Source organism: Chitinophaga ginsengisoli (assembly GCF_003014595.1).
In the GTDB taxonomy this organism is placed as follows: Bacteria; Bacteroidota; Bacteroidia; order Chitinophagales; family Chitinophagaceae; genus Chitinophaga; species Chitinophaga ginsengisoli.
Genome location: NZ_PYGK01000002.1, coordinates 692,210 through 705,992 on the forward strand (window position 1 = coordinate 692,210; position 13,783 = coordinate 705,992).

The 13,783-nt window shown below is 42.0% G+C and carries 15 protein-coding genes; 6 read left to right on the forward strand and 9 right to left on the reverse strand.

Annotated features, from left to right (window positions below; all coding sequences use genetic code 11):
- The first annotated feature begins 81 nt into the window (after nucleotides 1-81).
- Nucleotides 82-1,521: a T9SS type A sorting domain-containing protein gene (locus tag CLV42_RS07335; RefSeq protein ID WP_106601239.1), complete on the forward strand. Its 1,440-nt coding sequence runs from the start codon at nucleotides 82-84 to the stop codon at nucleotides 1,519-1,521.
- Here CLV42_RS07335 and CLV42_RS07340 read toward each other — a convergent pair whose 3' ends face one another.
- Nucleotides 1,522-2,247 carry a hypothetical protein gene (locus CLV42_RS07340; RefSeq protein WP_106601240.1) on the reverse strand — a complete coding sequence of 242 codons (726 nt, stop codon included), beginning with the start codon at nucleotides 2,245-2,247 and terminating at the stop codon, nucleotides 1,522-1,524.
- Nucleotides 2,248-3,119: 872 nt separating this feature from the next.
- Between CLV42_RS07340 and CLV42_RS07345 the strand changes: the two genes are divergently transcribed.
- Nucleotides 3,120-4,994 (forward strand): DUF4859 domain-containing protein, encoded by a 1,875-nt coding sequence (locus tag CLV42_RS07345; RefSeq protein WP_106601241.1) that lies wholly within the window; start codon nucleotides 3,120-3,122, stop codon nucleotides 4,992-4,994.
- Nucleotides 4,995-5,084: 90 nt separating this feature from the next.
- On the opposite strand, the gene CLV42_RS34285 is transcribed toward CLV42_RS07345, so the two are convergent.
- Nucleotides 5,085-5,489, reverse strand: a complete 405-nt coding sequence (locus CLV42_RS34285) for a VOC family protein (RefSeq protein ID WP_106601242.1) — start codon at nucleotides 5,487-5,489, stop codon at nucleotides 5,085-5,087.
- Between the two features lie 166 nt (nucleotides 5,490-5,655).
- Nucleotides 5,656-6,072 carry a tetratricopeptide repeat protein gene (locus CLV42_RS07355; RefSeq protein ID WP_106601243.1) on the reverse strand — a complete coding sequence of 139 codons (417 nt, stop codon included), beginning with the start codon at nucleotides 6,070-6,072 and terminating at the stop codon, nucleotides 5,656-5,658.
- A 76-nt stretch (nucleotides 6,073-6,148) separates the two neighbouring features.
- On the opposite strand from CLV42_RS07355, the gene CLV42_RS07360 reads away from it, so the two are divergent.
- The 3 genes from CLV42_RS07360 to CLV42_RS07370 all read left to right on the forward strand — a co-directional run bounded on the left by CLV42_RS07360 (nucleotide 6,149) and on the right by CLV42_RS07370 (nucleotide 7,905).
- Nucleotides 6,149-6,592, forward strand: coding sequence for a response regulator (locus CLV42_RS07360; protein ID WP_106601244.1), 444 nt, complete (start codon nucleotides 6,149-6,151; stop codon nucleotides 6,590-6,592).
- Nucleotides 6,593-6,760: 168 nt separating this feature from the next.
- Entirely contained in the window at nucleotides 6,761-7,369 is a 609-nt protein-coding gene (locus CLV42_RS07365) for a DinB family protein (RefSeq protein WP_106601245.1), read from the forward strand.
- 149 nt (nucleotides 7,370-7,518) lie between these two features.
- Nucleotides 7,519-7,905 (forward strand): VOC family protein, encoded by a 387-nt coding sequence (locus tag CLV42_RS07370; RefSeq protein ID WP_106601246.1) that lies wholly within the window; start codon nucleotides 7,519-7,521, stop codon nucleotides 7,903-7,905.
- On the opposite strand, the gene CLV42_RS07375 is transcribed toward CLV42_RS07370, so the two are convergent.
- From CLV42_RS07375 to CLV42_RS07385, 3 genes are all read right to left on the reverse strand, one after another.
- Entirely contained in the window at nucleotides 7,886-8,182 is a 297-nt protein-coding gene (locus tag CLV42_RS07375) for a divalent metal cation transporter (RefSeq protein ID WP_245901532.1), read from the reverse strand. The genes CLV42_RS07370 and CLV42_RS07375 overlap by 20 nt on opposite strands.
- 43 nt (nucleotides 8,183-8,225) lie before the next feature.
- On the reverse strand, nucleotides 8,226-8,585 hold the full coding sequence (locus CLV42_RS07380; RefSeq protein WP_106601364.1) for a putative quinol monooxygenase: 360 nt from the start codon (nucleotides 8,583-8,585) through the stop codon (nucleotides 8,226-8,228).
- A gap of 103 nt (nucleotides 8,586-8,688) precedes the next feature.
- Nucleotides 8,689-9,348, reverse strand: a complete 660-nt coding sequence (locus CLV42_RS07385) for a carboxymuconolactone decarboxylase family protein (protein ID WP_211303398.1) — start codon at nucleotides 9,346-9,348, stop codon at nucleotides 8,689-8,691.
- 165 nt (nucleotides 9,349-9,513) lie between these two features.
- Here CLV42_RS07385 and CLV42_RS07390 point away from each other — a divergent pair, with 165 nt between their 5' ends.
- Nucleotides 9,514-10,443 carry a helix-turn-helix domain-containing protein gene (locus CLV42_RS07390; RefSeq protein ID WP_317047980.1) on the forward strand — a complete coding sequence of 310 codons (930 nt, stop codon included), beginning with the start codon at nucleotides 9,514-9,516 and terminating at the stop codon, nucleotides 10,441-10,443.
- 301 nt (nucleotides 10,444-10,744) lie between these two features.
- Here CLV42_RS07390 and CLV42_RS07395 read toward each other — a convergent pair whose 3' ends face one another.
- The 3 genes from CLV42_RS07395 to CLV42_RS07405 form a co-directional block, all read right to left on the reverse strand.
- Entirely contained in the window at nucleotides 10,745-11,830 is a 1,086-nt protein-coding gene (locus CLV42_RS07395) for a Gfo/Idh/MocA family protein (protein ID WP_106601249.1), read from the reverse strand.
- Nucleotides 11,831-11,891: 61 nt separating this feature from the next.
- Entirely contained in the window at nucleotides 11,892-12,701 is an 810-nt protein-coding gene (locus CLV42_RS07400) for a helix-turn-helix domain-containing protein (protein ID WP_106601250.1), read from the reverse strand.
- A 490-nt stretch (nucleotides 12,702-13,191) separates the two neighbouring features.
- Nucleotides 13,192-13,620: a peroxiredoxin family protein gene (locus tag CLV42_RS07405; protein WP_106601251.1), complete on the reverse strand. Its 429-nt coding sequence runs from the start codon at nucleotides 13,618-13,620 to the stop codon at nucleotides 13,192-13,194.
- Between the last annotated feature and the right edge of the window lie 163 nt (nucleotides 13,621-13,783).

A 13,783-nucleotide genomic window follows, 5' to 3' on the forward strand; every position in this document is an offset into this window, starting at 1 on the left:
CATCACATATCCATTCAAGTTTGTTGCGGAAAAACATTCAACCTGACACATACATTCTATCAACATTCCAAACCATCTTTTATGAAAAAAATCTTACTCAATTTGTTAGCCGTTGTACTTGCATGTACTTCTTTAAGGGCGGCATCCAACATGTCAGATACCACATTGCCCTGTGTATCTGCCTATGAGCCCAACAATACGGACGAAACAGCCGCACTGATACCGACGAATACCGATATTCAGGGCGCGATATTTCCTTCGGGCGATAATGATACCTATCAGATCAATGCCCCCGCTAATTCGCAGATACACATCACCCAGCATAATCCAGCTGCCAACACCTATCTGGGGATTTACAACTACGATACAGGAGAATATGACTGGGCGCTTGATCCAGGCGTTGACGTCGTTCTCAATTTCAACACCATCGGAGGAAAATGTTATATCTTTGTAGGCGCTTACGGGGAACCATCCGAAAGCTGTTACACACTTAATGTTGGACTGGCAACTCCCCCACTCTGCCCGGATACTTTTGAGTACAACGATGTGTTGGATTCTGCAAAGACTATTGTAATCGGACAAACAGTTGCAGGCCGGATCTCAGATTACGCTGACAGAGATTTCTTCAAATTTACGGTCGACACGCCGTCTACCATCAGTGCGTATATGACTAATGTTGTTTCAGAATATTTTCAGTTCGACCTTAAAAATGCTAATGGTATACTTCTCCGTTCAGGTGTGTATGATGCCACCAATAAAACTAAACATATCTTCCAGTACGGATTATCTGCTGGCACCTACTACCTGGAAACCAGTAGTCAGGGATTCGCTATCAATCCCGAATGTTATCAGCTGACAGTCAACACACAACCATCACAGGAATGTGCAGATTGGTACGAGCCTAATAATAACGATCTGGAAGCACCTGAAATATCACTGAATACCGACTATATTTCAAAACTACAGGATCAGGACTTCTATATGTTTTTCGTCCCTTCAGGAACCTATTACTTTGAAGTAAGAGTAGATGGCCTCTGGCCTAATTGCCGCGTGAGCCTGACAGACCTTTACCTTGCCGGAGTCGGTTTCGACCATGTAGAATATAATGAAGACTATGGATCTGTAGAAGTGTTCAATGGAGGAGGTGAGTATTATATCGTAGAGATAGATCCTTACACAGGTGGAACATCATCCGATAAGTGCTATAAGCTGAGAATAAATGTGCCCGGTGCTACAACAACCCGTAAACAAGCCCTCACAACTAAAAATGGGCTTATTCAACCTGTTAAACTATACCCTGTACCGACTACAGGAAAAATGCTGATGGAGGTTACCACCACAGGTGAAAGAGAAAAACGCATCTCTATATCTGATCTTAGCGGTCGTATTCTCTTCAGCCAAAAATACGGCGTTACAGATGGTCTAAACAAGCTGGAAATTACACTTCCATCCACGCTTGCCAACGGCGTCTATATCATCTCTGATGGCAAACAATCAAGGAAGATCCTATTAAGACGATGATCAGCCATGAGGAGGGCTGAGAAACCATTTTAACAGATTGCCACTCAGCCCTCCCATGCTAATAAGCCAGTCCCTATATTCAGCTTCCTCTTCTGAGGGATTGACAAGTATCGTTAAAGATTCACTGATGGGTTCATAGTCTGAATAATCATACGATGACCAGATCCTTCTGATCTCTCCAAAATGGCTGTTGATCAACTCTTCTACAGACGTATTCTTATCTAACCAGTAAGGCCCCATTTTAAGGAGAAAAGCAGTCCAGCTATATACTAATTCCTTATCCTGCTGCTTATCTGCTTCCCGGATGACGTATAATCCCAGGTCATACACGTTCATTATTTCCAGGGCGCCTTCTTTTTCTCTCAACGGGGAACCATAGTCAATATAGATCTTGCGCGTGTCCGTCTCCAGGTAGGCTACCATCTTGTTCTCTTCGCTCCATTCTTCTTTCAAATCCCGGTAGATGTATTCAATGTCATCTTTTTCCAGCAATTCTTCGAAAAAGGATTCATTCCCCTTGTAATCCGGATGCTCCGTATAGTCGATGGTCTTAGTGTACCCAGTTTTCAGCAAAACGGGCATTACCCTGAAATTAGTGAACGAACAATCAAATTGCTGCTGTATTGCATACAGATTGCCGATGATCTTCATTTTTTCTTCGTTTGTTCCTTCTGTTTTGTCGACCAGATGAATGCTGTATTCTATCAGACCTTCTATTTCCCACATTGACATGGCTGTATGCTTGCTAAGTTTAAGAAAATATATATTTATGTAGACGCGTCAATGACGCGGATTTTCCAAAGAATGACAGATAAACACAAATGACGATTATGCTTGCCTATCGATCTGTATTTTCTGACAACATCACAAAGCTAAACAGAAAAAGCATGCGGAAAATACGCATTTTTTTCTCTTCAACAGCCAACTGTGATAAATTGATTTACAGCATATTAAAATGTAAAATTGGCATAAAAGACAGGATACAGGAAAATCCATGCTCGTTCACGTTAAGATTTAGTTGAGATGTACTAGAGGTTCGCTCGAGGTAGCCTCATCCTCCCTTAATCTTCCGTTCCGAAACGGAGGATTAAGGGAGGATGAGGCTACCTCGAGCGAACCTCTGCTATATCTCTATCGGAACAGAACCCTGGTTTTGTTGTGTTATTTCTCCGCTTTGATACCGCTTTGATACCGCTAATCCTACCTTTATCTTACGTTCATGAACGTAGGATCAAGGTAGGATTAGCGGTATCAAAGCGGTATCAAAGCGGCAAAATGGTATCAAAGCTACCTCAAACGGATTGTCTGGTTGTGCGGTCAGGAAAAGCTATGACATACTCCCGCAAAGAACCAGCATCGACATGGATAAAAAGTGTTAAGATATAGCTGTTAAGCGTTAAAATAATGGCTGATGGATATATCTATATTTCCTTAATTTCACACTAATAAAGTGTTGATCTGACATTTAACTAGCACTGACCTGTAGCTACTTCTGACTGGATATCTAACCAACAATGAAACCCTTTTGTCATTCTGAAACCATCGGGCGGTATTATTCACTATTCTACAAAATATATAACCCTTATCAATCTGATGCCATGAAAATTAACCTTGTTTTTTTCAACCGAAGAGGCTTCCGTTTCGGCTGTAACAATTTGTTTGCTGTACTATCCTGCCTCATTTTGTTCTGTACTTCATGCAAAAAAGATCTCCCGGCTAAAGATGCCAGCACGCCTAAGAAGTCAGAGCTGGCGGCGCTGTCTATATACAAGCCGAATGAATTTGGCAACATGGACTACAATGACAGCACTAGTACCTGGAGCTACAAACGTAGCCGGCAATCAACGCATTTTATCGTATTCTGGGATAAAAAATACCAGCACTATGACCCAGGATCTCAAAGTATCCCCAGTGCATATCGTGTTAATATTGATGATCTGCTGGCTAAAGCCGAGTCGTTCTATGAACATAATGTGACAGAGCTTAAGTTTGCAGAGGTAGGCACGGGGAAGTCGAACCTGGACAAATATAAACTAATGATCTTCCTGTACTACCAGGACGAATGGCTGGCTACCGGTTCCGGTTATGATGATATTATCGGGGCACTTTGGGTGAGTCCGAATACATGTCAACCTGTAGGATCTACTATTGCCCATGAGATCGGGCACAGCTTCCAGTACCAGGTCTTCTGCGATATAAAAAACGGCGCTGGTTTCCGCTATGGCTTTGGTGGCAATGGCGGTAATGGGTTCTGGGAGCAAACAGCACAATGGCAGTCTTTTCAGAGCTATCCAAAAGAAGCATTTACCTCCTATTATTTCGGCGAGTATGTAAAAAACTATCATCGTCATATTATTCATGAATTACCCCGTTATGCCAATTATTTCATACACTATTATTGGACCTATAAACATGGCATCGATATGATCGGTAAGCTCTGGCGTGGAGCGAGACAACCGGAAGACCCTGTGCAGGCATATATGCGACTCAACGGCATAACAACTGAACAGTTCAATGATGAGATCTATGATGCTGCTAGCAGATTGACGACTTTTGATATGGATGCCCTCAGGCAGAATGGGAAAGATTATATCGGCAAACATACCTATAACATGAATCAGCTGTCAGACGGTAGTTTCCAGGTTGCTTATGACCATTGCCCCGGAACAACCGGTTATAATGTTATTCCGTTAAATGTTCCTGCCGGAGGTACAGAAATATCGGCTGCATTTACAGGACTTCCCAATGCAGCGGGCTACAATCAGGTAGATGCCGGCCGGGCCGGATGGCGTTATGGTTATGTTGCTTTGCTGGAAAATGGCACAAGAGTTTATAGCAACATGTCCAAAGGAACTGCTGGTACCGCATTGTTCACCGTACCGGCAGGCTGCAGTAAACTGTGGTTTGTTGTAACAGGTGCTCCTACCATCTATTCCCCAAATCCATGGGACGATAATGAGAGCGACGATGAACAATGGCCATATAAGGTAAAATTCAATCGTACAAATGTATTAGGTTATATCAATCCGGGTGAAAATGCAACACCGAGGGACACTAGTTTTACTTATAATGTCAGTTTTCCCCTCGATATGACCGCTTACTCAGGAAAATCAGTATCTATCGATCTGACAAAGTTGGCTACCGCTTTTGTATTGCAACCTCCCAGAATAACCCAACTGATGGGCAGTTCAATTAAATTCTATGCTGTTGAAAGTAATGGGTCACTTAATGCCACCACAACGGCGAATGGCTATGGACATTGGTTTAATGCACAGGGAAATGTCACCAGCTGGGGAACCAATGCCCGCTTATTCTCTGAATATGATGCATCTTCTTTTGTTTTCTCAATAGGTCAGTATCCCGGCCACAGCGTTGTTGGCGACAAATATACCATCCGGCAGGCACTGGTCTATGAATATGAGCCAACGAAAAAAGTGCAGGCCACTTTTATACTTAATGTCAAAATAGAATAGCCTGCTACTATAGTCATTATTACTATCGCTTATCCCCGGTCCATGTTATGTTCGTGAACCAGGGATAAGCGATGATATTGAAGAAATATCTTATTCCACCTCCTTATCCTGATCTACTTCATTTTTGGGTTCCCAAAGCTCAATAATGTTTCCTTCAGGATCCAGTATATGGACGAATTTGCCATAGTCATATTCCGCAATCTCGTCAACGACAGTTACATTGTTCTTTCTAAACTCTTCTACCAGAGCTACAATATTTTCGACCCGGTAATTAATCATAAATGATTTGGCTGAGGGATTGAAGTATTTGGTATCCTGTGGAAACGTACTCCAGGTTGTCGACCCTTTTTGAGATGGGTTATCAGCATCCCGCCATTCAAACGTTGTACCGTATTCGCTGGTAGCCAATCCAAGGTTTTTGGCGTACCATTCGTTCATACCTTTGGGGTTATCGCATTTAAAAAATATGCCGCCAAGGCCAGTTACTTTTTTCATATTTGAAGTGTGTTGTACGATAAAAAAGCTATAATATTGAATACCAGAGTGATATTTTATACGATAATAAATATACTAAAGAATATTTAGCCCCAAAACATTTGCTTCTTTATGTACTCCCCTTTCGTCATGTTATCATATTGCCCCTATTACATCGGTGAAAATACTATTTCTTTGGTCGCTTTTTTAACCTCGCCGTTACCCATTCTTTACGATGCCTCCATTTATCAAGAACGGGATCGTCATTTACCATAACATCCTTACTGTTCATTAATCCCAGACTCTTTGCCAGCGACTTAAACAGTGTGGCCACTTTCTTGTTTTGCCGCAGCCATTCCTGCTGCGTCTTCAATGTATGCGTTTCATACGTTTTAAAAGCCAGATTAATAACCTTCAGCTCGCCTTCATAATCCTTTTTCTTTCGGTATAGTACCATCAGGCGTTGCCAGGCCTGCTCTTCTCGTGGATTGTTCTTCACAGCTTGTTGATACAGCATTATAGCCCCCTCCGCATCACCCTGAGATTCGGCGTCTTTTGCCTTGACCAGTAGCTGTCGGTTAGATGTATTTTTTCCCTGAGCCATATCAATTTATACCAAGTGGCATGCCAGGTGCTGGCATGTAAATTGCCTATATACAGGAAACTATCTAAAGAAAACTATGCAGGAAGGACCTATTTGGATCGTGACTGAGGACAGAGAGGATCACGAATTGATACAGGAGATTCTTAATGAGCTCGATTTTAAAACTGAGTTGGTGTTGTTTACAAAGTCTGAAGACTTACTCGCGTGCCTTGACCAAGCGAAGGAAGCACCTTTTATTATCATTTCTGATGCAAACCTTCCAGGAATGAATGGATTTGAATTGCGGGAGCAGTTACTTTCGACGCCAAATAAAAAGTTCCACAGCGTTCCATTCATTTTTTGGTCAGTTACCCCGTCGGAAGTCCAGGTACAAAGGGCATACGAATTAAAAGCGCATGGCTTTTTTATTAAGGAAGCAACCTATGAGGAATGGCGGGATTCGTTGCTCATCATTATCCGTTACTGGCAGAAAAGCAAAACGCCCTCCAAGAAAGATCAACCCAGTGCTCCCCAGTTATAAGGGAGCCATTCTTCCCTTCAATAGGTCTTCCACCATCCAGCCCGTAGCCGCATTATCTTGGTCTACCTATTTTGTCCGATTTGCCCCTGTTTTTGTCTCTTTCGCCCTATCTGAAATATTATTAAGACCATAACTTTGCCATCAATATTCACCACCAATCACTCATGTATGAAAAAGATAGTTTTTTTTGCAGTTATCATGGCTGCGTTTGCCTTTGTAGCCCCGAACAATCCACTTACTAAAAAGGAAAGAAAGGATGCTATAGATTTATTAAAGAGCACCGAGAATGATCTCTTGCAGGAAGTGAAAGGGCTTAGTGAAGCGCAATTGAAATATAAACCTGCACCCGACCGTTGGAGTGTGGAAGAATGCGTGATTCATATTGCCACTACCGAACAAATGTTATGGCAAGCAACAGATGCCGGCATCAAGCAAACTGCCAATCCCGAGAAACGTTCCGAAATAAAAATGACCGATGAACAAATTGTAAAGGGTGTAGAAGACCGCTCAACGAAAAGACAAACATCCGACAACCTGAAACCAGAGAACTCACCTTTCAAATCCATGAGTGAAGCACTGGCAAGTCTGAAAAGCAGCCGCGAAAAACTCACCAGCTATGTTAAGTCAACCTCCGATGATCTGCGCGACCACGTGCTTACCATGCCGTTTGGCAGCCTGGACTCCTATCAGATGATACTGTTCATAGCAGCTCATAATGGGCGGCATACGCTGCAAATCAAGGAAGTGAAAGCAGATCCGGGTTTCCCTAAAAGTTAATTGGCCGGATGCAGAGCATCTGTATTCCGAAATCTTATACTAATTAATTGTGATAATGCTTGTGCTACGTTCGTAAACGTAGCACAAGCATTATCACAATTAATCCTGACGAAGAATATTCCCGGCTGCAACCATAAAAACTTTAGTTTATGAAAACAAAAAAGATCTGGGCTAATTTCAGTGTTCAGGATTTAGACCGAACCACTAAATTCTACACACAACTTGGATTCAAACACAACGGCGCGTCGGAGCAACTGACCAGCTTCTTCTTCGGTGACGAAAACTTTATCATCCATTTCTTTTTGAAAGAGGTACTTGAACAGGGCATGAAGGGACAAATAATTGATACAAAAGGAGGGAATGAAATTATATTCACCGTTTCTGCAGACAGCAAGGAAGAGGTAAATAATTGGGAAAAAGAAGTGCAACAAGCGGGAGGAACAATCATTTCAAAGCCGGAGGAGTTTGGAAAGGGATATTACGGCTTCGTGTTTGCAGATCCTGATGGACATAAGTTCAATGTATTTTACATGTAGTCTCACTATCGCCCGACCAAGAATCGTTAGGCAAAAAACTGATAGTATAAATTTTATGAACGCCGGCCTTAAACAGTACTGTACCGGTGGTAAGAATAATAAAAAACATGACCACATTCGAAAAGAACATCCCAAAATTGACATCTACTGCCACATCGGTTATCACCCTTCTATCTACAACCAGTCTTCTCTTTTTATGTTTAACATCTTCAGCTTCCATCGTGGCTTGCCAGAAAAACAGATATGGTGAAATAGTGGTGCCCAGAATGGCTACCAAAATGCTGACAAATTCCTTGAAAATTGTCGGTTGTCCATGCTACTTACTTTCTTAATTTTATGAAAATCTGCGTTGCTGTTTTCAGATCCAGTGCTTCCATATCCACAAGCTTTAATGATTTGACCATATGGAGGGTAGTTGTTTTGTACCTTAAAAAATGCTCAGTTTTCAAATGAGACTGATAGGCTTGCTGATCGCTGTACACTTCTAATATCCTCACTTGTGTTGGATTCTCCTTCTGGAACATGGGAAAGATGGCAATGACTCCTTTTTCAAGCCTTACAGATGCCTCCGCTTCATGCTTTAGTATTAGTTTATATTCCTCCAGATGCTGGGGCTGTATCTCGATTTCTGAAATGCGTACCATTTTTCCCTGTTGTTGTGCATAAGCTGTGTTATTCATACAAAAAAAAAGTATTGTTATACCCAGTACAGCCCGCAAGCAATGCTTAATGAAAATACTGTATTGATAATCGTATTTAGACATATAGGTGCTTGTTGTTTTTTTACTTCTTCATTTTCGAGAAAACTGCTCTTGATATTTCGGCTTGTTCGCGGCTTACCAGCTCTTCAATAATGTCGAACACTGATTTCACCTGTTCAGCTGAAATTCCCGTATTCATACCCATCCCGATATGCGCCTGCAATTGTCCCTCCGTTCCCGGCATAGCTGCCAACGCAGAAATTGTTACCAATTCCCTTTGTGTGTAATCCAGTACATCGCTGTCAAAGATGTCGGCAAAGAGGTGCTCTTTCAGGAAAGCATCAATGCGAGGCGCAAACTCACCGAAACCTGGTGCCGGTTTCAACTGCGGTACCTGAGTCAGGGTTTCAAGTGCTTTTCTTCCACGCTCATAAGCGTCCGAGCTGTCTTTTAGAGGTGTTGCTTCTCTACCTGCCACATCTGTAATACCTTTCTTTTTCCTTTCTTCCAACACCTGCATGAAACAACTGATGCCATTAAGGCTTCTCGGGAAACCACAATAGGCATATAACTGCACCAATGCTTCCTTTATCTCGTTTATGGTGAGGCCCGCGTCCAGTCCGGAGTCAAGCTGTACTTTCAGTCTTTCCGTATCTCCGGTTGCCGTCAATGCTGAAATAGCGGCAAGGTTATGCTGACGCAGATTCAAAGGCTGTGCTTTGCTTTCATCCTGTGCGCTCATATCTATTGTATTTAAGATTAAAACAAATGATAAAATCCAAACCTTCATACTACAAAATTACCCCATGTTCCTTGGACCCTCTTTATACAAAACACAGATTTATTTACCACTTTCACTGAATCTGCTTCGATAGCTCCAACACATGTCAAGGTTTGCTAAATTTGTATGAATTGCGATACAGATATGGAACAGGTGGAAAGAATAGATACCGTTAAACAATACAATCAGACACTGGGAATTGATACACTACATCCTCTTGTCAGCGTTGTAGATTTTGACGAAATGCCCACCTATCATTATTTCAGAAGATACATGGGTATTTACGCCATTTTCTTGAAGTACATCAAATGCGGTGACATGAAATATGGCTGCCAGTCCTATGACTATGAAGATGGGACCTTGGTATTTATATCGCCCGGGCAGATTTATGGGATTGACAGCAAGGGTAAGGCGATCAAGCCATCTGGAAAGGCGCTTGTATTTCACCCCGATCTGATAGCAGGCACTGATCTCGGAAGAAAAATGAAGAACTATACCTTTTTTTCGTATGAAGTGAATGAGGCACTTCACTTATCCAAAAAGGAAAGGGCCATTATTAATGACTGTTTTGGAAAGATTGCTTATGAAATAAATCAGAACATAGATAAGCATAGTAAAATACTGATTGTATCGAACATAGAATTGTTACTGAATTATTGTATGCGCTTTTACGACCGTCAGTTTATCACCCGTAGCCATGTTAACAAAGATATTCTGATGCGGTTTGAAAACCTTCTTAATGACTATTTTCAGTCCGATAAATGTCAGACTTTGGGTGTACCAACCGTGGCCTGGTGCGCGGAGCAATTGCACCTATCGGCCAATTATTTCGGAGATCTCATAAAAAAAGAAACGGGCAATACAGCGTTAGACTATATCCAATCCAGAGTGATTGATGCCGCAAAGCTCATGATATTCGACAACAATAAATCTATTAGTGATATAGCTTTTCAATTGGGTTTTAAATACCAACAGCATTTTACGCGGTTGTTTAAACAAAAAACAGGGAAAACACCTGTTGAATATAGAGCCATGAAATGGAAATACACTAATTAGCTGGCACAACCCTTATTGACGATTTATAAACAGTATTTGAAATTTAAGATTATTGATCGAAGCTGTTCCCAGAAAGTCATTCATTAACTCCAAAAAGGAACGAAGTGAAACTCCTCCGCTCTGTTCTTCATATATGACAACCTTCTAAAACTGCGTTGATATTTATTCCTCATAAAACGAAGTGAAATTTGTCCATTCATCCCAGCTCAAAAAAGTGCTGATCCCACAGGCCAAACGAAGATGCCGTCTTACTTTTGAGACGGCATCTCTCGCTTTATGAAGTATCCTGGATTTGCGTTTACTACTTATGTGCTGCAGAAGCTTCGATAGTATTTAATAACATAGCTAACGCCACTGCATCGTCAAAGGAAGGCGTTGTACGCGTACCGTTTCGGATATCATTCGCCAGGTTCTTGTATATATTAGCTACATTTCTTGCAAATGGCGCATCTGGAAGATCTGAATATAATTCCTGAGGCGGCTCCAACCGGGAAAGTGCTTTTTCATCACCTTTAGCGCCCATGATTGTCAACTGTGCCAACTGACCATGACCTAAGTTACCGGTTACCTGAATGTCGCCTGTTGTTCCATTTATTTCCCAAAGGAAATTCGTTCCCTTTGATACGCCACCGCGGTAATGGACAGAGAAAGCACCACCATTTTTCAGTTCGCCAATGATCATAATCTGGTCGGCTGCCGTTTTGGTTTTGGTTTCATTAGTATCCCCGAGTGTAACTGTTTTATAATTGCTGGTCATTGTCGCTTTTAACGAATCTATGCCCCCCAATACTTTCTGAAAGCCTGCCAGCGTATGAGCTAGGGGGATATGCAACATGGTAGCGCCCATGGCTGCATCGTACATGTAATACAGACCGGACACTGACTCTCTACCCCACTGCATACCGGAACCAATCAATGTAGTAGAAAGCACCTCACCAATATACTGCTCTTTAACAAGCCGTTCCAGGAAAATAACCTCTGGTGCAAAGGGCATTTGTGTGCCTACAGCGGCAATTGCTTTACTACGTGATGCCAGTGCCGCCAGCGCCTTCGTTTCATTAAGATCACCCGCCAGCGGATGTTCACAGTAAATATGCTTACCAGCTTCCAAGGCTGCTTTTACCAGTTCAAAATGAAAAGGTACTTTCACTGTTATAATCACCAAATCAATTTCGTGTGACCAGATCAATTCCATTGCATTAGGGAAGGCAATGGGAATGTTTAATGCCGTGGCTGCTTTTTGGGCGCTTTCATAACTGGAGTTAGCTATACCCCTGAGCTCATACTCGTTGTGTAAATACCTTAAAGCTGGTAGATGGGATTTGGAAGCCCATTGTCCATCAACATTCAAGCCGATGATGCCGGCGCGAATTTTTTTATAGATCATGTAGATAATATTTGCGCGGCCATTGCTGGCCGGTGGTTTCGTGCAGATAAATAGTTTGATTTTAAAAATAATCGGAGGGCGCTTTACCAAACTTTTCTTTAAAGGAACGGGAAAAATGTGCAAGACTTTCAAATCCTAATTCAAGGTAGATGGCGGACGGTTTTTTCTTCTTTTTCTCTATAAGATGCCGGGCCTCTGTGAGTCGCTTTTCCTGTAACCACTGACGTGGAGAGGTGCCAAAAGTACTTTTAAAATCACGCTTAAATGAAGCGAGGCTTCTACCCGTCAATTGTGCAAACTTCTCAACCGGTACATTAAAATAAAAATTGTTAAGCATGAATTTTTCCAGGTCTATCTTATAGGGCTCTGAAAAGTCGAATAAATAGTTGCTGAGCCCGGGCTGGGTATGTAGCAACAACCTCACTGCTTCTTTTACTTTCAATGCGCCCATGATTCTTCCTGTATTGCCTATCGGATTGCGTATGTAAGGTATCACTGATTGGAAATAACCTTGCAGGAAATCATTTGGTGGAATTAGAATGTTTCGCTTACCCATGTACTTCTCCTTTATTTCTATCTGCTCTTCCAGTGCAATCTGCCGCAACAGTTCATCGCGGAGAAAAACAACCACTGTTTGATAGCCCTTGCTGTCTAAGGGTTTTTTAGTAACCTCTCCCACTTGATTTTTGCGAAGCAGCAATATTTCGTTCGGCCGCATGGAGGTTCTTTCGCTGGAAGTTTCCAGGGTAAATTCTCCAGAAATCTGGAATGTTAGCATGGTATGTTCTATATACACCGCATAATCCTTTTCCACGGCAGCATGGAAAGCGTAAAAGACAGTATCCGGAATGAGTTCGGCGTTCGGCTTCATTTACTAAAAATAAATAAAAAGCTGTTGAGAGTCGAATGCACTTATCGTTGCAGACAGGTGCTGCCAGCAATGGCGCCTGGCGCATTGTGGTCGCTGCCGTAAAAATCGCCGTGCCATGCGCATACGGCCCGGTCCAAGTTTTGATACCGATGGTCCGCTGTCACTCAGCCTTGTCTTTTGTATTGTTGCCATATTGTTCCTCATAAATTTGATGACACAAAGATTGGCTTTTAAGCGCTCCTCAGATTTCCTTAGTAGCTCAATTTAATTGACTGGGTGGCTCAAACTGCAATACTGTGAGGGAAATAGTACTGGATGCAGACCGGGCAAAGATTTGGAAAGTCCTAAAAATGACGAAAGCTCCGAAAATTCGGAGCTTTCCTCTGTGGTGCCCAGTAACGGTTGGTTTTTGAGCCTCATCTCATTCAACTAATCCCGGCCAGTTTTGAGGATATCAGGTCGCTCTTTAAACTTTGTTTAATTATGCAAATCAATTACTTTCAGCTCCCTGAGTAAGTATTTCGGTCAGTTTAGCCTCAAGACCTTTTCCAAATAAGGTTTTGCCGATAATATTCCCGTCAGGATCAATCAGAAAGTTCTGTGGAATTGCACGAACGCCGTATAATTTAGCGGCCGAATTATCCCAAAATTTAAGATCAGAAAGCTGAAGCCATGGCAACCCATCCTTTTTGACTGCAGCTAACCATTGTGCTTTATTTTCTTGTCTATCAAGTGATATACCTATAATGGTGAAGTTGTGGTCTTTAAATTTATTATACATCTTAATAAGATTAGGATTTTCAGCACGGCAAGGTCCACACCAGGATGCCCAAAAGTCAAGAAGTACATATTTGCCACGAAAAGAAGAAAGTTTAACCGGCTTTCCTTTTGTATATATAAAAAGTATTACCGAAAATATACTATTTCAATAGTCGGTCCGTTAATTTACAAGATTACTCACGATTATCGACTAACACCCCCATTTCATGCAACTCATAGCGACTATTTCCTTATTATCCTGATCGTAAACGGATCTCAGGATCACGGGATTTTCTCGTCTGTGTTGATGATGGCATTATTAC